The organism is Nocardia jiangsuensis (assembly GCF_042650385.1).
GTDB lineage: Bacteria > Actinomycetota > Actinomycetes > Mycobacteriales > Mycobacteriaceae > Nocardia > Nocardia jiangsuensis.
This window is the reverse complement of sequence record NZ_JBHSAX010000019.1, coordinates 433,702-454,310: the sequence shown is the minus strand read 5'-3', so window position 1 is coordinate 454,310 and position 20,609 is coordinate 433,702. Positions and strand designations below refer to the sequence as shown.

Here is a 20,609-nt window from a genome sequence, read left to right as displayed (position 1 = left end):
GGGGTCGGACGCCGGTCAGATCGGTGCCGGGATGCCGACGTAGAGCGATCGGTAGGCAGTGCGCAGGGTCAGGTCGCCGAGTTCGGGGAACTCGAGCAATTCGTCGCCGCGCAGGGTCTCGATGAAACGCAGCAGCGCGACCAGCTGTAGCGATTCCAGACCGGAGTCCGTGACCAGGTTCTCGTCGGCGTTCACCGGGCCGTGTTCGGGTCCGCGCAGTGCGGCGAGGTACTCCGCCGTGGCGTCGATGAACTCGGCTTCGTCCAGGATGGTCATGACAGCTCTCGGTTCTCTCGGGTCAGCGCACGCCGACGGTGGTCTCGGTTGTCCAGCGCTGCTCACAGGCCCGCCGGTCCAATTTCTCGGGGCCGGTCCGCGGCAGCGGCTCGGTGACACGCACGACGCGGCTCGGCGCGCGCTGCACGCCGAGGCTCGCGCGCAGGGCGGCGTGCACATCGGTCGTGGTCGCCGCGGAGTCCGCGTGCAACCGCACCAGCAACCCGAGGTCCTCGAGATCGTGGGTGAGCAGCGGCACCGCGGCCGCCTCCAGCACGCCGGGCACCGCGAGCGCGGCCTCCTCCACCTCGTTCAGGTAGATGGAGAAGCCGCCCTTCATCACGACGTGCTTGCGCCTGCCCGCGATCCGGTAGACGCCGTCGGCGTTGCGCCGGACGATGTCGCCGGTGCGGAACCAGCGCCCGTCGTAGGCGGCCGCGGTGGCCGCCTCGTTGTTGTAGTAATGATCGAGCAGCGTCGGCCCCGACAGCTGCAGCTCGCCCTCCCCCGCGCCGCTGACGACCGCGCCGTCCTCGTCGACGAGCCGGGCCTGCAACAGCCACGGCACCCCGATGTCCGTGGTGGCACTACCGCTCGCATCGAGGTGGCCGAAGAAAATGGTGCACATGGCCTCGGAGATGCCGAAGCAGTTCACCAGCGGGAGACCGAAGCGTTCCTCGAACCGGGCCTGCAGCCGCGCCGAGACCGGCGCGCTTCCGGTCAGGCACAGCGGTGCCGTCCCCCCGGGCGAACGCGGCAGGGCCACCTGATTCACCATCTCGACCTGAGCGGGGAACAGGTACGCCTGTTCGACACCGAACTCCTCCACCGCCCGCCAGTAGCTCCTCGCCGTGCTCAGGGTCAGCTCGGGCAGTACGACGGTCGCCGCGTCACCGAAGGGCGCCCAGGTGTAGTTGAGATTCAGCACTCCGGAACCCGACAGCCGGGCGTTGCAGCCGATCCGCCGCGGCCGCGCGCCGTGGCGGTAGGTACACGCGGCGGCCGAATAGTGCATGGTGAGTGCGAGTTTGCTGTGGGTGAAGGGGATGCCCTTGGGATCGCCGGTGCTTCCCGAGGTGTAGCCGAGCATCGCCGTGCCCTCCGGCAGCGGCGCGGCGAACCGGCCCGATCCCCGCAGGCGCACCGCTTCCGCCGGGCCCGTCATGTCCAGCGCGAAATCCGCGCCGGAGTGCTCGACAACGTTGGTCCGCAACCGATCACCCCAAGCGGGGTCGATCAGCACGGCGGTCGCGTCGAGCCGCCACAGCGCCAGCAGTGCCGGGATCATGTCCAGGTGGTCGGCGAGGGTCAGTGCACAGCGCGACCCCGCCGCCATCCCGGTCGCGCGGTAGTCGCGCATCAGCCGCTCACTGCGCTCGGCGACATCGGCCCAGCTGAGGCTGCGACCCTCGAACGGGGAACGGGCGTAGACGATGGCATCGGCCTCGGGGGCCTCCTCGGCACGCAACAGATAGCGGGCGGCGAGTTCACGAACTGCGGGGGCCGATGGCATGGCATTCCCTTTCTCGGCACAGGTGCTCGATGGACGAATCGGCGAGATGTCGCTCAGACGGTGACACCGGCGAAAACAGCCTTGGCCTCGACGTGTCTGATCTTTCCCGACGGGGTCTTCGGGATCGCGCCACGCGGCCTGGTCAGCACTTTCGGGCTCACGCCGATCCGGTCGAAGACCCGTCGCGCCACCGCGCGCTGGATCTCCCTGTGGTCGAGATCCCCACCGCCGACCTCGACCACCACCCGGAGCTCCTCGGGCCGGCCGGCCGCGCTGGTGCCGAACGCGACGACGCCGCCGCGGCGCACCCCGTCCACCAGTTCGGCGACCCGCTCCACATCGGCCGGGTAGATATTGCGCCCGGAGACGATGATGACGTTCTTCGACCTGCCGCAGATCGCGACCTGACCGTCCTCGGTCAGGTATCCGACGTCGCCGGTGTGCAGCCACCCGTCGCCGTCGACGGCGTCGAGCCTGCCCTCGGTGGTGAGGTAGTGCGAGGTGACGGCGGCGCCGCGGATCAACAGCTCACCGACGACCCTTGGACCGGGATCGGCCTGTGCTCCGGTCGCGACGCGAACCTCCATTCCGGACAGCGGTCGGCCGAGCAGCACCACCTCGCGGCCGGCCGGTGCGTCGTCCGCCGCGGTGACGGGGACGGCACGGCCTCCGCCGGCCAACTGCTCGCTGTCGACCACCTCGACGGTCATTCCGCCGCCGAGTCCGGCGAAGGACACCGCGAGGGTCGCCTCGGCCATCCCGTAGGCGGCCACGACGGCGTTCGGCGAGAATCCGAAGCGGCCTGCGGCAGCGCAGAACCCGCGCATGGCGGCCGGGTCGATCGGCTCCGCGCCGCAGAGCGCGAAGCGCAGTGTCGAGAGATCGTAGTGCGCGTTCTGCTCGACCCGAGCGAGCCTGCGCTGAATGATCGAGTACGCGAAGTTCGGTGCCGCGGTGATGGTGCCGCGGTGATCGGTGATGATCCGCAGCCAGTTCAACGGCGAGCGCAGGAATTCGAGCGGCGACACGCACACGGCCTTGAAGCCGAACGCCATGGGGGTCACCAGGAAGCCGATCATGCCCATGTCGTGCGAGAGCGGCAACCAGCTCACCATCACGTCGACCTCCGGGGTGCCGAGCGAGCCCCCGCGCATGGCGATGCCGTTGGCGTGCAGGTTGCCGTGCGAGATCGCGACCGCCTTCGGCGACCCGGTCGAGCCCGAGGTCAGCTGGTAGACCGCGATGTCCTCCTCGGCGCAGTCGACGAGGTCGCCCGGCGTCGTACCCCAGTCGTCGTCGAGCCGCACGATCGTCGGCCCGTGCTCCGCGAAGCCGTCCGCCACCGCGAGGAACGGTTCCCCGAGCACCAGGTGCTCGATGCCGAGCATTGCGACGACGCTCCGGCACCCGGCCTGCCATTCGCCGAGGTCGGCCTGCGGTGTCGGCTGTTGCAGCATGGTCAGCGCCGCTCCGCGCATCCAGACGGCCTGGGCCAGCGGGGCGACGTCGGCGGGATCGAGCGCGAGCATCGCCACGCGGGACCCGTGGCCGACGCCGAGGCTCTGCAACCGGCCGGCCATGATCGCCGCGCGAGCGCTGATCTCCGTCCAGCTGGTCTCGGTCAGGTCGGTGCTCGGGCCGCTCCAGAGTCCACGGCCGGTCTCCAGCGCGGGGCCGAGCAGCTGGGACATGAACTCGCTCATCGTCGTTCTCCCTTCGTCGCGGCGGGCACCGCGGCGCCGCCGATGGCCGCACGCACCAGGCGAACCACGTCGCCGAAGGTGATACAGCGCATGAATTCCTCACGATCGAGGGTCACGCCGAACACGTCCTCGCACGCGACGATGCCCATGGCGAATCGCGTCGAATCGAGTCCGAGATCGGCGACCAGCTCGTCGCCGTCGTCGTACTCCCGATCGACCGCGAACAGGTCGTCGGTGAACAGGTCCCGGTTGAACAGCTCGGTCACTCCGGCCCGGATCGGATCGTTCACAGCACCACTCCCGCCTCGACGAGGTCCGTGATCCGCCGCGCCGCGAGCGCGCCGATCTCGGTGCCGCAGGCCTCCGGATCCCAGACGATGCCGATGTGAACGGTCCGGCCGATGACCAGGCAGGTGAACGACAGCGCGTTGCCGAGCAGCGGTGACAGGGTGTGGATGGCGGTGAACTCGTTCCCCAGGATCGATGTCAGGTTCACGTAGGCCGGGCTCACCCCGACGTGCAGATCCGGTGCCAGCGCCGACAGCGCGGCCCGGGCAGCGGCCCGCCGAGCGCGCCACGGCAGCCGTCGCCCGAGCCGGGCGAGCACCGGGAGCGCCACCTCGGCCCGCGCGTCGAGCACCGCGCCGAGCTGGACGCGGGTCATCGCGACTCGCTCGTCCAGCGCGACCTCACCCGCCGGGGCGTTGACCAGCACCATCGACACCGCGTTGCCCGAGTGACGCAGATCCTTGTCGAAGGTGGCGGGCAGAAAGGCGCGCAGTGTCTCCGGAAGCTCGGACGTGGGCAGTACCGCTCGGGCGCTCTCCGCCACGGCGGCACCGACGGCCGCGATCAGGAATTCGGCGGTGCCTGCGCCGTGCCGAACGGCCGCCCGGCGCACCAGCGCCGTCGGCAACTCCACCGCCGCCATCATGCGTCGCGAGCTCGCGGTCAACCGCGGCAGCCGCCGCGATCGCGCGGCACCGCGCCACGACCGCCCGAAGGCCCGCAGCGAAGCGAAGAATTCGCGCGGCGTCACGCTCGGTCCCTGGTAGCGCGGGGCATCGAGATAGCGGTCGAGCTGACGCAGCCGATCCTCGTCGCCGTCGGCGAACAGCGCCGCGAAGGCCGCGGCCGCGATGCCGTCGGAGACGGCGTGGCTGCCGAGGATCACCAACCGCTGCCGCGCGGGCCCGGCCTGGTCGACCAGCACCGCCCGCCACGCCGGACGGTTGCGCGGCAGCGGCCGTGCCAGCAGCGAGCTCATCAGTTCGCGCCAGCCCGCGTCGTCCTCGACCGCGGCCGAGTCGAGGCAGGTCGTCGCGGTCGGCACGTCGAATTCACGGAGCACGGCACCACCTCGACCGGTCTCGTCCGCGCCGAGCCGGAACAGCGGATAGCGCCGGATGCGCTCCTGCATGCGCGCCCGCAGCGGCTCGATGCCGATCGGCTCGACATCGGCAGCGCGCTCGGCAGCGGGTGTCAGCTCGATCACCACCGTCCAGTGGGTGGGGCGATGCTCGGTCTCGATCTGCAGGAAGAATTCGTCGAGGGCACTGAAGCGAAGGTTCACGACCGCACCCACCGCTCGTGGGCCTCGAGGTCGGGCCGCATTCCCGAGGCGACGGTCTCCCAGAGCACCTCGTCGCCACCGGCCGCCACTCGCGCCAATTTCATGTCCCGCCACCATTTCTCGATCGGCGCCGGACCGGTCAGATAGCCTTCGCCGCCGAATATGTGCAGACACTCCGACATCACCTCCTCGCCGAGTCGCGCGGCAGTCACCTTCATGCCCGCGGCGGCTCGGAAGGGCACCGGTCCCGCGACGGTGAGCCCCTTCAGGGCGTAACGCACGGTGTCGACGCGAGCCTGGAGGTCGGCGAAGCGCAGACGCAGCGCCTGGTGCTCGAACAGGGTCTGCCCGAACTGACTGCGCCGCATCATCTGGGCGACCGCAACCCCGATCGCGAGATCGCAGGCACCGACCACGAGCCCGGCCACCGACATCCGCTCCACGACGAGGCCGGCGCTCGCCGCGGCCAGGCCGGTGCCCGGTCGCGCGATCATCGCCTCCTCCGGCACTTCGACGTCGAATTCGACGGGCGCGGTGTCGAGGTAGCCGTTGCCGAGCTTGGCGTAGGGCCGTCCGACGTGGATCTGGTCGGAGCGCAGCGCGAACAGGGTGACGCCGCCGTCGCGGTGGCTGCCCGCGGCGCGCGCGACCACGACGATCGCGTCCGCCACTGTGCTCAGCGAGACGAACTTCTTGGACCCGCGAACCCGAAATCCGGCCGCTGTGGGCTCGGCGGTCGTGGCCAGCATGGCGAAATCCGATCCGCCACCTGCCTCCGTGGCCCCGAGGCCGACCACCGCGTCGCCGCGGGTGGCTCGGTCGGCGAGCTCGCGCAGGTAGTCGGAGCGGCCGAATCGCCGGAGGATCGCCAGCGCGGTGTTGTGCGCACTGACCCCCGCGGCCGCGCTCGCGGAGCCGAGTCCGCCCAGGCGCTCGGACAAGCGCACGACGCTTGCCATGTCGGCGTGTGCGCCCACCGGCCAGATGCCGGCGAAAACGCCCGCGCTACCGAGATTTTCGATCAGCTCACGCGGGAAGAGCCCGCTCGGCCCACCGTGCTCGGCCCGCTCGATGACCTCGAGCAGCGCCTCGTCGAACGCCGCATCGAGTACCCGGTCGAAGGTGCTCGGCTCGGCGGCCCTGATAGTTGTCATCGAATCTCCGCTTCTCGGTCGAGAACACTGCCTGGATCGGGCTTCTCAGCTCGCCGGCCGGTCGTCCGACACGGATGGCCCGCGGTGGCGGCACACCATCCGCTCGACGTCGCCCACCGTCTCGCACTCGATCAACTCGCGCTCCGAGACCCGCACGGCGAGCCGCTCCTCGATCGCGACCAGCGCGACCGCGAAAGCCACCGAATCGAGGCCGAGATCGGCGATCAGGCGTGCCGAGCGGTCGATCGCAGGAATATCCACCGCGAGATCGTTCCGGACGATATCGAGAAGAACTGTTTCGATATCGGTCGCGTGTGTAGACATATGAGGCAACCTTCCTGGCGCGCCCGGAATTCGGCAGTATTCAACCACTGCGAACTCGGGGTTGAATACACGGAAAACACGCACCGCACGGGCAATGTAGAACCGAAGTTCCGCTTTCGCGGATGGCTCGATCCGTTCTGTTCGAACCCTAACCCTCCCGGGGCCGCACCTCAATCGCCGTGAAATCGGTTTGCGCACTCTGCGTTTCCAATCGGCGTGCCAGATCGGTCCAGGTCTGGGCATTCGCTCGCGCCAGCTTCGCCAGCGATCCGTGGCAATGGCTCGACGAATCCAGAAATGCCTGCTTCCGGAGCGCGATCTCACTGATGGACGCGGCGACCGCGCGCAGTAGCGACCGCCCCTTCTCGTTGAATCGGAGCGCCGGGTCGTTCTGCAGGCTGCGCAGGATCGCCTGCTGGATCGGCGTCGCCGCCCGATGGCCCACCGGATCGCCGACGGGGGCCGGCGTGTCAGGAACGACCGCGTGCACGCTCGCGGACCGTCGCGCTGCCCGCTCGGCGGAACTCGACGACGGCGGCTCGCGTGGCGGCGGCACCGGATCCTCGCCACGCTCGATCCGCGCCCGCACATCCCGGACCGTGCCGGGGGAGACGTCGGTGAGTCTCGAGATCTGCCGCAGGGATGCGTTCGGATTCTCCCGGATGATCCGCGCAGCGGCCTCGCGCCCCTCGGCGGTACCCGCGGACCGCTGCCTGCCGTCGATCCCGATTCGTCTGTGCAACTGGGCACCTTGCCCGGTTGCACGCTTCCGCTGCTTGGCAACGGTGTGGTGGGACAGCCCGGTCGTCTTCGCGATGAGGCGGTCCGACCAATTCGGATGTGACACCATCAGGCGCGCGGACGCGGCCTTTCGCTCGGCCAGCGTCAGCGGCAGGCCATGGGCGACGTTCGCCTGCACGGCCAGCGCGAATGCGTCCGCCGCACTGCCGTCGAAGTATCGGACCGCCACCCGATCGCACCGACGCAACCGCGCGGCCTCGAGGCGATGCGCGCCATCGATCAGTCGCATCGTCGGCCGATGCACGATGATCGGAGGCAATTGCATCGAGCACTCCGCCAGCACGCGAACATGTTCGGCACTGCGACTGGCACCCTCCCGCACCGCGAGGCCGCCGTGAATGGAGTCGATCAGGACATTCTCCACCGGAATCGAATCCCACTCCGACAGCCAGCGGAGAACCGACGATCGGTCGCCGTCGTCCGAATTATGCGAGTTTCTCTCTCCATCGGAAATCATGCACACCCACATCTCACAGATAGACCGCTGCCGCGCTTCCCGAATTCGTTCGCAACAGCGCAGTTCACCCCCGGTGCAATCCGGAATACGCGCACGACGGGGCATTCATACTCGATCAGTTCTCACCGCGAAGCGACCGCGCATCGTTCTCCTCCCGGACCGATCCCACCGGACCACTCCGATCGCCGCCACAGCGCCGGGGCGAGGCAGATTCGTCGTGCTTTCCCTCGGCTCCGGCCGATTATGCCAAAGCATAATGGACGATGCTTCCGCATGCCCACGTCACCGCGATCTGTGATGTGCGTCCCATGTCGAAGCGACTCGACCTCATCGATGCGCGCCCAGCGCAGTCCGACTCCACTCGACCGCACTCGGCGAATCAGGTTGTCCGAATGGAACTTCCGAGGTTACGACAGGTCGGTTACGGGCATCGACCCTGCGTCTGACGCCGGGCGCCGAGGAGGCTACTCTCCGGCTACCGCCCGCTATGCTGTAGCATGATTGAAACATCTCAGAAAGTGGGCGCGCCGGCATGGCGAACGAAAAGGGTACTAACGCCTTCTCCGATCGGCTCGAGTACTTGTTCGGCACGGTGCCGAACACCCAGGGCCGCCGCTACACCGCGGAGGAGATCGCCCGCCGCTCCGCCGACGCCGGCTACCCGATCTCCGCGGTCTACGTCGCGCAGCTGCGCTCGGGGCTGAAGAAGAACCCGTCGCTCAAGCACGCCACCGGCCTCGCCGCCGCCTTCGGGGTCGACATCAGGTTCTTCACCGACGACGACGCCTGGCATCGCGGTCGCCAGGAGATCGAGTACCTGCGCCTGCGTACCGCGCCCGGCCTCGAGGCCGTGGCCTTCCGCGCCGTCGATCTGTCCCAGCAATCGATCGCCTCGCTCATCGACTATCTGAAATTCCTGCGCGTACAGGAAGGGCTGCCCCCCGATCCCCCGGATCTGCCCGAAGCGGGGTCGTAACGCCCCGCGCCGCCTCCGAGATCCAGCGCATGCCGCTGGAATGCCCTTACACTTGGACACACCATCACGCCGAATACTATCGATGAAACTCGTTATCGGACAGTGCAACTCATATCTGTGGCATCGGGGATCGCGTAGCCTGTTCCCTGGTGCGGGACCATCGTCGGTGACATCCTCTTGTTCAGCGCCCGCCGGCCATGTGGTCGATGCGGGTCAGGGCGAGGGCAAGGACGGGGAGGTACGCCGGTGCCCACAGCGGAGCGGACATCCAGGCTTCGCAGCCGTCGGTGGACGGTTCCACTCCGTGCGAGGTGGCGGGGACTCCCGCGACCGCCCAGGACCAGCGGCGTCCCGGGTCGACGTCGGTGATGACGAAGGGCAGCGGCACCCCGACCGACGTGGTCACGGTGCCGCGGGCGCCTTCGACCACCTGCCCGCCGTCGATGGCCGCGCCGCGCACGGTCGGGCCCCAGCGCGGCCAGGCGGTGAGATCGGTGAGCAGCGCCCACACCACCCCCGGTGCTGCGGGGATGTGGCGGTGCACGGTCCAGCGCCCGTTACGCAGTGTCGGTCTCATACGCTCATCCTGGCGCGAAAACCGGAGCGTGCTCACACGCCGCGCCTCGAAGGCCGCTCGTCACTCCCGGGGGCCGGTTCGACCTTCCGTAGTGGACCCGTTCGGCGTGGGCCCGGTAGACCATCGGGAGTGAGCGCCGTGGCGCTAGACGGCGGTGCGGCCGCCGTCCGCGGGCAGGATCGCGCCGTGTACGAACCCGGCCTGATCACCGACGAGGAACCCGATGGTCTCAGCGATCTCCCGCGCCTCGGCGACCCGCCGGGCCGGCGCCTGCGCGCCCAGCGCGGCCAACCGCTCCGCGCCGTACTGCCCGGTGGTGCCCTCGGTGCGCGTCGGGCCCGGCGCCACCGCGTTCACCCGAACCTTGTGCGGGCCGAACTCCGCCGCCCAGGATTTGGTGAGCAGCTCCAGCGCCGCCTTGCTGGAGGCGTAGACCGCCGATCCGGCGGTGCCGAAGGAGGCGACCATGGTCGAGACGTTCACGATCACCCCGCCCCCGCGGGCGGCCATTCCCGGCGCGACGGCGCCGACCAGGAAGAACGGCACCTTCACGTTGATGGCGTAGCAGGCGTCGAAGTCGTCCTCGGCGATCGAGGCCGTCGCGCCGAATACCGCGATCGCGGCATTGTTGACCAGGATGTCGACCGGGCCGAGGAGCTCCTCGGCGGCGCGAACCAGCGCTCGCGCGTCGGCGGCCCCCGAGAGCTCCGCACCCGCGAAGTCCGCCACGCCCCCGGCGTCGCGGATCTGCCGCACGGCCTCGGCGCCGCGCTCGGCGTCGCGCCCGGACACCACCACGTGCGCACCGCGCTCGGCGAGCAATTCCGCTGTCGCCCGTCCGATTCCGCTGGTCGCCCCGGTGACCAACGCGACTTTTCCGCTCAACGACACGGGCCCATCCTACGATGCCGGCATCCGGACAGAACGCTCAGGCCCGGACCGCGGCGGCTCCTGGAGCCGGCCGAGCCGCTGACGGCGCGACCCGCCTCCGGACCGGTTCACCCATAGGCGGTACAGGTCGGTGTCGAACCGGTGCCGGGATCGAGAGCCGCGAGGATGATCGAGAGCGTGCGCGGGGAGTACACCATCTCGAAATGGTCCGACCGGTCCTGCTCGCAGCCGTCCTGCAGGGTGATGTTGGCGACCGGCGCGCCGGGGCCCGCTTCGAGGAAGGTGGCCTCGTACGGGGTACTGACGGTGTCGTAGCGGGTCCCGATCACGGTGTACTCCACGCCCGGCACGGTGTCGCCCCCCGCGTTCAGCGCGGTGAGGAACTCCGAGCCGGCGATCTGCTGGCTGGTGGCGCGGCCGACGACCAGCCCGAGGGCGGGGCCGCCGAGGTCGGCCACCGCCCGCCCGAGGGCGCCGATCCCGGCCATGGTGGTGCCGTGATTCGTCGCGCCGATGGTGATCTCGCGGCGGACCACCGCGGCGCCGCCCTCGTACCGGAGGTACCAGCGCGACATCGGCCCGCCCTGGCTGTGCCCCACGATGTCCACCGCACTCGCCCCGGTCGCGGCGAGCACGCGCTCGACGAATCGCGCGAGCTGCCGCGCGGACTCCGCGATGTCGCCGGCGCCGTACACGGCGGGGCGCATCATGGGCATCACTCCCCCGCCCCCGGCCAGGTCGGCGGCACCGTAGTTGAACGTGAAGAGGCAGTATCCGGCCTCCGCCAGCGGCCGGCTCAGCCCGGCGAATCCGTAGGCGTTGGACCATGTTCCGTGGACGAGCAGCACCGGGCGCGGGTGCGCCGCGCTCGGCAGGCAGGACCAGTCGTTGGTACCTGGCGGTGCGACATCGGGCCTGGTGCGTGCGTAGCTCGTCGCCGCGGCCCAGGAGGTCTGGACCGGACCGAAGCCGACGGTGTCCACCGAACCGCCGGTCGATCCCGCCGCGGCGCTGCCGGAGGGCCGGCCGGCATCGGGGCCGGCGACCGCGGGGCCGATCCCCACCGCGGCGATCACGAGGAGCGTCGCTCCGGTGATGATCGCCGGCCCGAGGCAGTGGCGACGGTGTCCTCGGTGCACGTGCGACCCCTCCCGGAGCGGTATCGGCGATCTCGTCGGACGATCGGGAACAGTAGGTCGCGCAGCCGCACCCGGGTACCGATGGCTCACCGTTGCGGGGGGTTACCGTCCCGGCGCCGGGTTCGACATCGCGTAACGTCCGGACACCCGCGCGACCCCGCCCTCCGGTGCACCGCCGGGCGGCAGCAAACCCGATGCCGTTCGGCATCGAGGTGCCCGGCGAACCCGGCGCACGATGTCGAGAGCATGACCGGAAGCCGTGCGCGGGCTTCCGGGACCACGCACGGTCGAGGGCTCGTGACGAAACAGTGACGGCCGGACTGTCGCGGCTGTTCCGGACCCGCCACCGGACGACAATCGACCCATGACGCTCCGCATTCTGCTGACCGGCGCGGCCGGGTTCATCGGCGCGCGGGTGCACCGCGCGCTGACCGCGGCCGGGCACGAGGTGATCGCCACCGACCTCATGCTGCCCGCGGCGCACGGCCCGGACGCCCCCGCGCCGGACGGGGTCCACCGGGTCGACGTCCGTGACCGGGACGCCCTCGCCCCGCTGCTGCCCGGGGTCGATGTGGTGTGCCACCAGGCCGCCGTGGTCGGAGCCGGGGTGAGCGTGGCCGATGCGCCCGCCTACGCCGCGCACAACGACCTCGGCACCGCGGTGCTGCTCGCCGCCATGGCCGGGGCGGGCTGCTCGCGGCTGGTGCTGGCATCGTCGATGGTGGTCTACGGCGAGGGCCGCTACCGCACGCCGGGTGGCGACATCGTCGAGGTCGGGCAGCGGGACCGCGCCGACCTCGCGGCCGGGCACTTCGATCAGCGCAGCGCGGGCGCGGACCTGGACTGGGCGCTCGTCCCCGAGGAGGCGCCGCTGCGCCCGCGCAGCCTGTACGCGGCGAGCAAGGTCGCGCAGGAGCACTACGCGGCCGCGTGGGTCGCGGCCACCGGTGGCTCGGTGACCGCGCTGCGCTACCACAACGTCTACGGCCCGGACATGCCCCGCGACACCCCCTACTCCGGGGTCGCGGCCATCTTCCGCTCGGCGCTGGAGGCGGGGCAACCGCCCCTGGTGTTCGAAGACGGCGCGCAGGCACGGGATTTCGTGCACGTCACCGATGTCGCCGCGGCGAATCTGGCCGCCGTCGAGCGGCCGCTGCCGGGGTTCACCGCGCTCAATGTGTGCTCCGGGCATCCGATCACGATCGGCGCGGTGGCCGCGGTGCTGGCCGAGGCGCGCGGCGGCCCGACGCCGGTGGTCACCGGCGAGTTCCGGCCCGGCGATGTGCGGCACATCGTGGCGAGTCCGGAGGCGGCGCGGCGGCTGCTCGGTTTCACGGCACGGGTGCGGCCGGAGCAGGGGCTGGCCGAGTTCGCCTTCGCGCCGCTGCGGCTCGCCGCCGGGGCGGGGGCGCCGACGCTGTGATCAGTACCGGGGCAGCGGCAGCCGGACCTCGAAGCGGCAGCCGTGCGCGCGGTTCTCGGCGGTGATGTCGCCGTCGTGCGCGCGCACCAGCCCGGCGGCGATGGCCAGCCCCATGCCGCTGCCCGCGGGCAGCCCGTCGGCGGCGACCGGGGAGCGGGCGGCGGTGCCGCGGTAGGCGATGTCGAAGATGCGCGGCAGGTCGAGTTCGGCGATGCCGGGGCCGGTGTCGTCCACCCGCGCCCACGCGTGCCCGGCGCCCGCCCCCGCGGAGATCGCGACCCGGCCGCCGGGCGGGGTGTGCGCGATGGCATTGCACACCAGGTTGGTGAGCACCCGGACCAGCGCGCGGTCGTCGGCGGCGACGGTCAGCCGGGTGCCCGGATGCTCGGCGTGCAGCGCGACGGCGGCGCGTTCGGCGGTGGTGCGGTTGGCGGCGAGCACCTCGTCGACGAGTTCGCGCAGATCCACCGGTTCCAGCTCGAGCCGCAGCGCGCCCGCGCTGATCTTGGACATCTCGAACAGGTCGTCGACCATGCCGGAGAGCCGGTGCACCTCCCGGCCGATCTGGCCGGCGTAGCGGGTGACGTCGGCGTCGCCGGCGACCACCCCGTCGGCGAGCGCCTCGGACATGGCCCTGATCCCGGCCAGCGGGGTGCGCAGGTCGTGGCTGACCCAGGCAACCAGTTCCCGGCGCGACTGCTCGGCGGCCCGCTCCTGCTCGCGGATCTGTCTCTCCCACACGGTCTTCCTGGCCTGCTGCCGACCGAGCACGACGGCGGCGGGCACGGTGACCGCGGCCACCACCGCCAGCACCACCAGCGTGCGGTGCAGCTCCGCGGTGAACATCAGCCCGCTGACGGCGACCATCCCGGCCAGCGCCGAGAGGATGGGGATCAGCACCAGCGCCACCATGCTGGTGGTCAGGGAGCGATTCCCGGTGTAGCGCAGCACGACCGCCCCGGCCAGCACCACCGGCAGCGAGCCGGCGGCGGTGTAGCCGATCAGCTGGGCGGTCGACTCATCCATCGGCGGGTTCCCGGCGCCAGGCATACCCCTTGCCCCAGACGGTGTCGATGCGGTGCCGGTCGCCGAGCTTGGCGCGCAGCCGCTTCACGTGCACGGTCACCGTGGAGAGGTCGCCGAAGTCCCAGCCCCACACCCGAGCGAGCAGCTCCTCGCGGGCGAACACCGCCCCCGGATGGCGCAGCAGGAACTCCAGCAGGTCGAACTCGCGCGGGGTCAGCTCCACCGCGCTGCCGTGCACCGCGACGAACCGGGCCGCCGGGCGCAGCTCGATCGGGCCGTCGCGCAGCACCCCGCGATCGGGCGCGGGCGCGGGGCGGGCCCGGCGCAGCACCGAGGCGACCCGCAGCGCCAGCTCGCGCGGGCTGAACGGCTTGGTCACGTAGTCGTCGGCGCCCGCCTCCAGCCCGATCACCCGGTCCTCCTCCTCGCCGAGCGCGGTGAGGAGGATGACCGGTAGGTCGGGGCGCGGGCCCGCGCGCACGGCACGGCAGATGTCGATGCCGTCGGGGGCGGGCATCATGACGTCGAGCACGGCGAGTTCGACCGCCGCGTCGCGCAGCGCGGCGGTGGTCGCGGCGCCGTCGGCGGTCTCCAGCACGGTCAGCCCGTCGCGCTCGAGGTAGCGCCGCACCACCTCACGGACCACGGGGTCGTCATCGGCGACGAGAATGCACACGGTGTTTCACCAATTCGTCAGAACGAGGTGGACGAGCAGCAGGGTGCCCACCGCCTGCACGGTGAGCCAGATGCGGTCCGCGGCGCGCGGCAGGAACGCGGGAGCGGCCAGCAGCCACACGTCGAATGGTAGCCAGATCCGTTCGGTCTCGGCCTTGCTGAGCCCGCTGACGTCGGCGGCGAGCACCGCGCAGAGCCCGGCCACGACCAGGATCGCGGCCGGGTCGGCGGCCCGCAGCCGCGCCGCCACCCGGGGCAGTGCGGCCACGGTGGCCAATCCGACCGCGCATACCGTCGCGGCCAGATTGCCCCACCACCAGTAGCCGAACGGCCGCGTGGCGGCGATGCCCTGGTAGTAGCGCTCGACCACCAGGTGATAGCCGTCCAGCCACCAGAATCCGGCCAGCGCGAAGGCCGCGACCACGGCGAGCGCGCCGGCCAGTGCGGGCAGCAGCGGGCGGGCGGTGCGCCCCGCGATCAGCACCGCGACGGCCGGGATCGCCATCAGGATCAGCCCGTAGTTGAGGAAGATCGCCAGCCCGAACAGCAGCCCGGCGCCCAGCGCGACCGGAGCGCGGCCGGGCCGGGTGGCGATCGCCAGCAGCGCGACCGCCCACGCCGCGACGGCGGCGAACATCGCGTCGGCCGAGACCGCGATCCACAGCGCGGCCGGGGCGAGCACCAGGAACGGCAGTGCCGCGCGCGCCCGCTCCCCCGCCCCGAGCGCGGCCAGCGCCACCGCCACGGCGGGCACCGCGGTGCAGCCGATCAGCACGCACGCCCACGCCGCCCAGACGGGCCCGCCCAGCCCGGCCCGGTCGAGCAGCACGAAGAACAGCAGCGCGCCCGGCGGATGCCCGGAGACGTGCGTGGTCCAGGAGTCGGGCTGGAAGTCGAGGATGCGCCCGGAGAACCCGCGCAGCATGGCGCCGATATCGGTGACGCCGGGCACCTCGTGCGGATACTCGTGCACGTCGGCGAAGCGTCCGGCGAAGCCGCGCTCCCAGCCGTCGACCAGCGCGAGGGCCAGGGTCCAGCCCAGCGCGGTGAGGTAGCTCAGGGTCCACAGCCGGGGCGGGGAGAGCCGGGCGGCCAGCGCAGGCCCGGTGGTGATCACCGCGGCGGCGAGCGCGATCGCGGGGACCGTGCCCCACCCGATGTGCGGGACGAAACTGCCGAAGATCGGCGCCGCTGCGGCGTAGAGCGAGAGCCGCCACTGTTCGCTGGCTATTCGCGGGACCGCGAATGCCAGGGCGACCAGGGTCAGCCCCGCCCCGGCGGCGAGCAGGTCGGCACAGGCGAGGCGCGGCGCACGCGCGGTCTCGGTGAGGTCGGGCACGCCACTGACCCTAGGGCCGGGCTGCCCGGCGTCTCCGGTGTTCGGAGCGGACGTCAGACTTTCGTCACGGTTTCCGAGGACTATTTCGACGGTCCGGGGAATAGCGTCGGCATGGTGACCGAACGCATGGACGGCGTGACCGTCGTCATCCCGTGCCGCGACGAAGCTGACGCGTTGCCGAAAGTACTCGCCGCCGTTCCCGGCGGCTACCGCGTCCTCGTGGTCGACAACGGCTCGACCGACGGGACCGCCGCCGTCGCCCGCGCCGCCGGGGCGCGGGTGATCTCCGAACCGACCCCGGGCTACGGCGCCGCCGTGCAGGCCGGGATCGCCGCTGCGGCGACCCCGGTCGTCGCTGTGCTCGACGGCGACGGCTCCATGGACCCCGGCGCGCTCCCCGAACTGGTCGGCGCGGTGACCGGGGGCGCCGACCTCGCGGTCGGGCGGCGCAGGCCGGTGCAGCGCGGCTGCTGGCCCTGGCACGCCCGGCTCGGCAACCGGCTGATCGCCGCCCGGCTGCGCCGCCGCGGCGTGCCGGTGCACGATATCGGCGCCATGCGGGTGGCGCGCCGCGACGCGCTGCTGGCGCTCGGCCCGCTGCACCCGCGCTTCGGCTACCCGCTCGAGCTGCTGGTGCGGGCCGCCGCGGCGGGCTGGCGGATCGTCGAGTTCGACATCGGCTACCGCCCCCGCGCCGGTGGCGTCTCCAAGGTCTCCGGCTCCCTGCGCGGCTCGGCGCGCGCCACCCGTGACTTCCTGGCGGTGCTGTCATGAGCTGTCCGGCAACACTTCTCGTCATCGCCAAGGCGCCGGTCGCCGGGTTCGCCAAGACCAGGCTGACCCCGCCGCTCACTCCGCGCGAGGCCGCCGACCTGGCCGCCGCCGCGCTGCTCGACACCCTGGAGGCGGTGCTCGACGCCGAGGTCGAGCACCGCCTCGTCGCGTTCACCGGCGATCTCGCCGCCGCCGAGCGCGGCGCCGAGGTGCGCGCGCTGCTCAGCCGCTTCGAGGTACTGCCCCAGCGCGGCCGGACCTTCGGCGAACGGCTGGCCAACGCGCACGCCGACGCCGCCCGCGCCGGGCTTCCGGTGCTGCAGATCGGCATGGACACCCCGCAGCTCTCCCCCGCCGAGTTGACCGCGGCCGCGACCGAACTCGCCGATACCGGCGCGGCGGTGCTCGGCCCGGCCACCGACGGCGGCTGGTGGGCGCTCGGGCTGCCGACCCCGCAACCCGCCCGCGCCCTGGCCACGGTGCCGATGTCCACCGCGCGGACCGGGCTGCTCACCCGGGACGCGGTGCGCCGCTGCGGGATTCCCGTGCGCCCGCTGGCCACGCACTCCGACGTCGACCACTTCGACGACGCGCTGCGGGTCGCCGCCGTTGCCGGTGGCCGCTTCGCCGCGGCCGTGCACCGGCTCACCCCGGTGACCCGATGACCGAGACCTTCGACCGGGCTCTCGCCGGTCACGACTGCTGGGTCCGCGCCGCGGACGGGACCAGGCGCGACGTTCCGGCGCGGCGCTGGCTCGGCGCCGCCGAACCCGCCGACACCGCCTTCACCGCGGGCTGCGACGGACCGACCATCGACCTGGGCTGCGGGCCGGGGCGGCTGGTGGCCGCGCTGCTGCGCCGCGGCGTCGTCGCGCTCGGCGTCGACGTCTCCCCGCTGGCCGTCGCGCTGACCAGGGCCCGCGGCGCGCCCGCGCTGCGCCGCGACGTGTTCGGCCCGCTGCCCGGCGCCGGCCGCTGGTCCTACGCGCTGCTGGCCGACGGCAATATCGGTATCGGCGCCGACCCGCACCGGCTGCTCGTCCGCACCCGCGCCCTGCTCACCGGCGACGGGGTGGCCGTGGTCGAGTTCGACCCGCCGGGCACCGGGATGGTGCGGCTGCTGCAGCGGGTCGAGACCGACGCCGTCGCGGGGCCGTGGTTCCCGTGGAGCCGGGTCGGCATCGAGCACGCCGGGCGGCTCGCCGCCGCCACCGGCTTCCGGGTGCGCGCCACCGCCGAGGTGCACGGGCGCCACATCGCCTGGCTCGACCGCGCCCGCCGTGCGGTGCCGGCATGAGCGCGCAGGACCACGGCGAGCCCGCACACCGGCCCGACGGTCCCGGCGGACACGGCCCCGCGGGCGCACCGGCGACCCCTGCGCGGGGGCCGGAGATCGCCGCTCGCGTCGGCATGCCGCTCGGCGTCGCGATCCTGGTGTGCTTCGTGACCGGGCTGCTCAGCCACTGGATCCAGCATCCGCCGGACTGGTTCCACTGGCCCGCGCACCCCGTGTGGCTGTACCGGGTGACCCAGGGCCTGCACGTGATCGCCGGGGTCGCGGCGATCCCGCTGCTGCTGGTGAAGCTGTGGGCGGTCTACCCCCGGCTGTTCCAGCGGCCCCGGCTCTCGCCGCTGGTGCTCGCCGAGCGCGGCTCGATCGCGCTGCTCGTGGGGTCGGTGATCTTCCAGCTGGCCACGGGGCTGGTGAACATCGCCCAGTTCTACCCGTGGAAGTTCTTCTTCCCGCAGGCGCACTACGCCATGGCCTATGTCGCGCTCGGCGCGCTGGCCGTACACCTGGCGGTGAAGCTCCCGGTGATCCGCACCGCCCTCGACCGACCGGTGAACACCCCGCCCAGCTCCGGGATCTCCCGACGCGCGGTGCTGAACGCGGGCTGGATCGCCGCCGCCGTGGCCGGGCTGGCGGTGGCGGGCCAGTCGGTCCCGTTCCTCCGGTGGCTCGCGGTGCTGGCGCCGCGCAGCGGCGAAGGACCGCAGGGAGTTCCGGTCAACCGCACCGCCGTCGCCGCCGGGGTCGTCGACCGGGCCCGCGACCCCGGCTACCGCCTGATCGTGGCCGCGGGCGATCGCACGCGCGAATTCGGCCGTGCCGAGCTGGCCGCGCTGCCGCAGACCTCCGCGCGGCTGCCGATCGCCTGTGTGGAGGGCTGGTCGGCCTCGGCGCAGTGGTCCGGGGTCCGGCTGCGCGACCTGCTCGGCAGCGTCGGCTACCGCGGTGGCGCGGTGCGCTTCGAATCGCTGGAGGAGTCGGGGATCTACCGCACCTCGATCCTGCCCGCCGTCCACGTCGCCGCCGCCGACACCCTCGTCGCGCTCATGATCAACGGGCAGCCGCTCGATCTCGACCACGGCTACCCGTGCCGGCTCATCGCCCCGAACCGCCCCGGCGTGCTCCAGACCAAATGGCTGGCCCGGATCGAGGTGCTCGCATGATGCTCGCCCTCCGCGTCGCGCTGCTCGCCGCCGGGATCGCTCTCGGCTGGTACGGCATCGCCGCGCTGCTCGACCTGGCCCGGCCGGAGCTGATCTCGGTCGCCTGGTGGTTCGGCGCCGGAATCCTGCTGCACGACGCCGTTTTCGCGCCGCTCTGCGCCGCCGCCGGGCTCGGTGCGCGCCGGGTACTGCCCGCCCGCTGGTGGGCGCCTGCCGCGTGCGGCGCGCTGTGCACCGTCACCCTGGCCCTGCTCGCGCTGCCGGTGCTCGGGCGCGGCGGCGCCATGCCGGACAACCCCTCGGTGCTCGACCGGGCCTACCCGCTCGGGCTCGGGGTCGCACTGGCGGTGGTGTGGGCGCTGGTCGCCGCGGTGCTGGTCCTGCGCCGAAGCAGGTAGTGCCTCTGTACGAAGAAGTAGAAGGGCCTGGAACGCACGAAACCCGCGCCGTTGGCGCGGGTTTCGAGTCAGCCGATTGTCAGACGGCGCGGACGCTCGCGGCCTGCGGGCCCTTCTGGCCCTGCTCGACATCGAACTCGACACGCTGGCCCTCATCGAGGGACTTGAATCCGGATCCGGAGATCGCGGAGTAGTGGACGAACACGTCAGGGCCGCCACCATCTTGCGCGATGAAGCCGAAGCCCTTTTCGCCGTTGAACCACTTCACACTGCCTTGCGTCATTACTTTGTATTGCTTTCTGTAGCAAGCCGAATCGTCACTGCGATAACTCGTACTCGCTGTCCAGCATGGCACACTCGCGCCACTGTTTCCGAGAACGTGATCCACCCCACTTCTCCGGCGGCAATCCCCCGACAACATCGGGCAAGACGTGAACCGCAGGACGACCTGATCGGCAACCCTGCGCTCAGCGGCCGGCTCCGCCCCCGACTCCCGTGGCCCGCCGGCGGTCGGCGCCGACGCGCTGATGCAGGGTCAGCAGCAGCTCGTCGACCCGCGACCGGGTCGCCGCCGGCGCCGCGGCGCCCTCCCCCGCGACCGCGGCGCACAAGCGCGCGGCGAACTCCCCCACCGGCAGACCCGTCACCTCCGCGCGCCAGGCCAGAAGCTCCCTGCCCTTCTCCGCGGTGACACCGTAGACGAGCTGCAGCATCCCGACGGCCTGCTCCACCTGCGCGCCCGTCTCCACCATGCGCGGCAGCGCGTCGTCGAGCAGTGCCTTGCGCTGGACGGCGAGTTCGTCGGTGAGATCGACGTAGAACCCCTCGATCTCCGAGCCCGGCTCGCCTTCGTCGCGGTCCGCGAGCAGGATCAGGGTGCGCTCGGCCCCGGCCCCGTCGGGCAGCCGCACCCGCAGGCAGAATCGCTGTGCACCGGCCAGCGCCTGGGCCAGTGCTGCCCGGTCCTGCGGGTGGACCTGCGCCAGCAGCAGCTGCACGTTCATCTGCCCGTCGCCGGCATCGGCCGCCGCTCCGGAGCGTGCCGCGGTCTGCCTGGCCCACCGGATCGTCCGCTCGTCCGGGCGGTAGCCGAACCGGCCGACACACACCGGTGCCACCGCGCCCACGGTCCCGAT

At 72.0% G+C, this 20,609-nt stretch carries 23 protein-coding genes; 7 read left to right on the top strand and 16 right to left on the bottom strand.

What is annotated here, in order from left to right; all coding sequences use genetic code 11:
* Window positions 1-15 precede the first annotated feature (15 nt).
* From ACFO0B_RS25235 to ACFO0B_RS25200, 8 genes are all read right to left on the bottom strand, one after another.
* The gene (locus tag ACFO0B_RS25235) at window positions 16-276 is read right to left on the bottom strand and encodes a hypothetical protein (protein WP_378615053.1); all 261 of its coding nucleotides are present in this window, start codon (window positions 274-276) and stop codon (window positions 16-18) included.
* Between the two features lie 22 nt (window positions 277-298).
* The gene (locus tag ACFO0B_RS25230) at window positions 299-1,789 is read right to left on the bottom strand and encodes a class I adenylate-forming enzyme family protein (protein ID WP_378615052.1); all 1,491 of its coding nucleotides are present in this window, start codon (window positions 1,787-1,789) and stop codon (window positions 299-301) included.
* A gap of 53 nt (window positions 1,790-1,842) precedes the next feature.
* The gene (locus ACFO0B_RS25225; protein WP_378615051.1) at window positions 1,843-3,492 is read right to left on the bottom strand and encodes a long-chain-fatty-acid--CoA ligase; all 1,650 of its coding nucleotides are present in this window, start codon (window positions 3,490-3,492) and stop codon (window positions 1,843-1,845) included.
* Window positions 3,489-3,758, bottom strand: a complete 270-nt coding sequence (locus ACFO0B_RS25220; protein WP_378615050.1) for a phosphopantetheine-binding protein — start codon at window positions 3,756-3,758, stop codon at window positions 3,489-3,491. The genes ACFO0B_RS25225 and ACFO0B_RS25220 overlap by 4 nt, the downstream gene beginning before the upstream one ends.
* 20 nt (window positions 3,759-3,778) lie before the next feature.
* A complete protein-coding gene (locus tag ACFO0B_RS25215) occupies window positions 3,779-5,065 on the bottom strand; it encodes a wax ester/triacylglycerol synthase domain-containing protein (RefSeq protein WP_378615049.1) in 1,287 nt (428 codons plus the stop codon).
* Window positions 5,062-6,219 carry an acyl-CoA dehydrogenase family protein gene (locus tag ACFO0B_RS25210; protein WP_378615048.1) on the bottom strand — a complete coding sequence of 386 codons (1,158 nt, stop codon included), beginning with the start codon at window positions 6,217-6,219 and terminating at the stop codon, window positions 5,062-5,064. Before ACFO0B_RS25210 ends, ACFO0B_RS25215 begins: the two co-directional genes overlap by 4 nt.
* A 45-nt stretch (window positions 6,220-6,264) precedes the next feature.
* The gene (locus tag ACFO0B_RS25205) at window positions 6,265-6,627 is read right to left on the bottom strand and encodes an acyl carrier protein (RefSeq protein WP_378615047.1); all 363 of its coding nucleotides are present in this window, start codon (window positions 6,625-6,627) and stop codon (window positions 6,265-6,267) included.
* 64 nt (window positions 6,628-6,691) lie between these two features.
* Window positions 6,692-7,801: a ParB/RepB/Spo0J family partition protein gene (locus tag ACFO0B_RS25200; protein ID WP_378615046.1), complete on the bottom strand. Its 1,110-nt coding sequence runs from the start codon at window positions 7,799-7,801 to the stop codon at window positions 6,692-6,694.
* A gap of 532 nt (window positions 7,802-8,333) precedes the next feature.
* On the opposite strand from ACFO0B_RS25200, the gene ACFO0B_RS25195 reads away from it, so the two are divergent.
* Window positions 8,334-8,777: an XRE family transcriptional regulator gene (locus ACFO0B_RS25195; protein ID WP_378615045.1), complete on the top strand. Its 444-nt coding sequence runs from the start codon at window positions 8,334-8,336 to the stop codon at window positions 8,775-8,777.
* Between the two features lie 181 nt (window positions 8,778-8,958).
* On the opposite strand, the gene ACFO0B_RS25190 is transcribed toward ACFO0B_RS25195, so the two are convergent.
* From ACFO0B_RS25190 to ACFO0B_RS25180, 3 genes are all read right to left on the bottom strand, one after another.
* Window positions 8,959-9,354, bottom strand: a complete 396-nt coding sequence (locus ACFO0B_RS25190; RefSeq protein ID WP_378615044.1) for an SRPBCC family protein — start codon at window positions 9,352-9,354, stop codon at window positions 8,959-8,961.
* A 144-nt stretch (window positions 9,355-9,498) separates the two neighbouring features.
* The gene (locus ACFO0B_RS25185; RefSeq protein ID WP_378615043.1) at window positions 9,499-10,245 is read right to left on the bottom strand and encodes an SDR family NAD(P)-dependent oxidoreductase; all 747 of its coding nucleotides are present in this window, start codon (window positions 10,243-10,245) and stop codon (window positions 9,499-9,501) included.
* Window positions 10,246-10,352: 107 nt separating this feature from the next.
* On the bottom strand, window positions 10,353-11,384 hold the full coding sequence (locus ACFO0B_RS25180; RefSeq protein ID WP_378615042.1) for an esterase/lipase family protein: 1,032 nt from the start codon (window positions 11,382-11,384) through the stop codon (window positions 10,353-10,355).
* Between the two features lie 364 nt (window positions 11,385-11,748).
* On the opposite strand from ACFO0B_RS25180, the gene ACFO0B_RS25175 reads away from it, so the two are divergent.
* Entirely contained in the window at window positions 11,749-12,807 is a 1,059-nt protein-coding gene (locus tag ACFO0B_RS25175; RefSeq protein WP_378615041.1) for an NAD-dependent epimerase/dehydratase family protein, read from the top strand.
* On the opposite strand, the gene ACFO0B_RS25170 is transcribed toward ACFO0B_RS25175, so the two are convergent.
* The 3 genes from ACFO0B_RS25170 to ACFO0B_RS25160 are packed head-to-tail and all read right to left on the bottom strand — an operon-like array spanning window position 12,808 to window position 15,847.
* Window positions 12,808-13,833 carry a sensor histidine kinase gene (locus ACFO0B_RS25170; RefSeq protein WP_378615040.1) on the bottom strand — a complete coding sequence of 342 codons (1,026 nt, stop codon included), beginning with the start codon at window positions 13,831-13,833 and terminating at the stop codon, window positions 12,808-12,810. It abuts the gene before it with no gap.
* Window positions 13,826-14,509: a response regulator transcription factor gene (locus ACFO0B_RS25165; RefSeq protein ID WP_378615039.1), complete on the bottom strand. Its 684-nt coding sequence runs from the start codon at window positions 14,507-14,509 to the stop codon at window positions 13,826-13,828. Before ACFO0B_RS25165 ends, ACFO0B_RS25170 begins: the two co-directional genes overlap by 8 nt.
* Window positions 14,510-14,515: 6 nt before the next feature.
* On the bottom strand, window positions 14,516-15,847 hold the full coding sequence (locus tag ACFO0B_RS25160; RefSeq protein ID WP_378615038.1) for a hypothetical protein: 1,332 nt from the start codon (window positions 15,845-15,847) through the stop codon (window positions 14,516-14,518).
* Between the two features lie 126 nt (window positions 15,848-15,973).
* Between ACFO0B_RS25160 and ACFO0B_RS25155 the strand changes: the two genes are divergently transcribed.
* The 5 genes from ACFO0B_RS25155 to ACFO0B_RS25135 are packed head-to-tail and all read left to right on the top strand — an operon-like array spanning window position 15,974 to window position 19,473.
* The gene (locus ACFO0B_RS25155) at window positions 15,974-16,621 is read left to right on the top strand and encodes a glycosyltransferase family 2 protein (protein ID WP_378615310.1); all 648 of its coding nucleotides are present in this window, start codon (window positions 15,974-15,976) and stop codon (window positions 16,619-16,621) included.
* Window positions 16,618-17,286: a TIGR04282 family arsenosugar biosynthesis glycosyltransferase gene (locus ACFO0B_RS25150; RefSeq protein ID WP_378615037.1), complete on the top strand. Its 669-nt coding sequence runs from the start codon at window positions 16,618-16,620 to the stop codon at window positions 17,284-17,286. The genes ACFO0B_RS25155 and ACFO0B_RS25150 overlap by 4 nt, the downstream gene beginning before the upstream one ends.
* Window positions 17,283-17,918, top strand: a complete 636-nt coding sequence (locus tag ACFO0B_RS25145; RefSeq protein WP_378615036.1) for an SAM-dependent methyltransferase — start codon at window positions 17,283-17,285, stop codon at window positions 17,916-17,918. The genes ACFO0B_RS25150 and ACFO0B_RS25145 overlap by 4 nt, the downstream gene beginning before the upstream one ends.
* Window positions 17,915-19,075: a molybdopterin-dependent oxidoreductase gene (locus ACFO0B_RS25140; RefSeq protein ID WP_378615035.1), complete on the top strand. Its 1,161-nt coding sequence runs from the start codon at window positions 17,915-17,917 to the stop codon at window positions 19,073-19,075. Before ACFO0B_RS25145 ends, ACFO0B_RS25140 begins: the two co-directional genes overlap by 4 nt.
* Window positions 19,072-19,473 carry a hypothetical protein gene (locus ACFO0B_RS25135; RefSeq protein WP_378615034.1) on the top strand — a complete coding sequence of 134 codons (402 nt, stop codon included), beginning with the start codon at window positions 19,072-19,074 and terminating at the stop codon, window positions 19,471-19,473. Before ACFO0B_RS25140 ends, ACFO0B_RS25135 begins: the two co-directional genes overlap by 4 nt.
* 79 nt (window positions 19,474-19,552) lie before the next feature.
* On the opposite strand, the gene ACFO0B_RS25130 is transcribed toward ACFO0B_RS25135, so the two are convergent.
* On the bottom strand, window positions 19,553-19,756 hold the full coding sequence (locus tag ACFO0B_RS25130; protein ID WP_233017996.1) for a cold-shock protein: 204 nt from the start codon (window positions 19,754-19,756) through the stop codon (window positions 19,553-19,555).
* 184 nt (window positions 19,757-19,940) lie between these two features.
* Window positions 19,941-20,591 carry an ANTAR domain-containing protein gene (locus ACFO0B_RS25125; RefSeq protein ID WP_378615033.1) on the bottom strand — a complete coding sequence of 217 codons (651 nt, stop codon included), beginning with the start codon at window positions 20,589-20,591 and terminating at the stop codon, window positions 19,941-19,943.
* Window positions 20,592-20,609: the final 18 nt, after the last annotated feature.

What these genes read in the sequence shown, in the direction of transcription:
- ACFO0B_RS25235 (WP_378615053.1), bottom strand. Translation starts at nt 276, where the DNA reads ATGACCATCCTGGACGAAGCCGAGTTCATCGACGCCACGGCGGAGTAC.
- ACFO0B_RS25230 (WP_378615052.1), bottom strand. Translation starts at nt 1,789, where the DNA reads ATGCCATCGGCCCCCGCAGTTCGTGAACTCGCCGCCCGCTATCTGTTG.
- ACFO0B_RS25225 (WP_378615051.1), bottom strand. Translation starts at nt 3,492, where the DNA reads ATGAGCGAGTTCATGTCCCAGCTGCTCGGCCCCGCGCTGGAGACCGGC.
- ACFO0B_RS25210 (WP_378615048.1), bottom strand. Translation starts at nt 6,219, where the DNA reads ATGACAACTATCAGGGCCGCCGAGCCGAGCACCTTCGACCGGGTACTC.
- ACFO0B_RS25200 (WP_378615046.1), bottom strand. Translation starts at nt 7,801, where the DNA reads ATGATTTCCGATGGAGAGAGAAACTCGCATAATTCGGACGACGGCGAC.
- ACFO0B_RS25195 (WP_378615045.1), top strand. Translation starts at nt 8,334, where the DNA reads ATGGCGAACGAAAAGGGTACTAACGCCTTCTCCGATCGGCTCGAGTAC.
- ACFO0B_RS25190 (WP_378615044.1), bottom strand. Translation starts at nt 9,354, where the DNA reads ATGAGACCGACACTGCGTAACGGGCGCTGGACCGTGCACCGCCACATC.
- ACFO0B_RS25175 (WP_378615041.1), top strand. Translation starts at nt 11,749, where the DNA reads ATGACGCTCCGCATTCTGCTGACCGGCGCGGCCGGGTTCATCGGCGCG.
- ACFO0B_RS25170 (WP_378615040.1), bottom strand. Translation starts at nt 13,833, where the DNA reads ATGGATGAGTCGACCGCCCAGCTGATCGGCTACACCGCCGCCGGCTCG.
- ACFO0B_RS25155 (WP_378615310.1), top strand. Translation starts at nt 15,974, where the DNA reads ATGGACGGCGTGACCGTCGTCATCCCGTGCCGCGACGAAGCTGACGCG.
- ACFO0B_RS25150 (WP_378615037.1), top strand. Translation starts at nt 16,618, where the DNA reads ATGAGCTGTCCGGCAACACTTCTCGTCATCGCCAAGGCGCCGGTCGCC.
- ACFO0B_RS25145 (WP_378615036.1), top strand. Translation starts at nt 17,283, where the DNA reads ATGACCGAGACCTTCGACCGGGCTCTCGCCGGTCACGACTGCTGGGTC.
- ACFO0B_RS25140 (WP_378615035.1), top strand. Translation starts at nt 17,915, where the DNA reads ATGAGCGCGCAGGACCACGGCGAGCCCGCACACCGGCCCGACGGTCCC.
- ACFO0B_RS25135 (WP_378615034.1), top strand. Translation starts at nt 19,072, where the DNA reads ATGATGCTCGCCCTCCGCGTCGCGCTGCTCGCCGCCGGGATCGCTCTC.
- ACFO0B_RS25130 (WP_233017996.1), bottom strand. Translation starts at nt 19,756, where the DNA reads ATGACGCAAGGCAGTGTGAAGTGGTTCAACGGCGAAAAGGGCTTCGGC.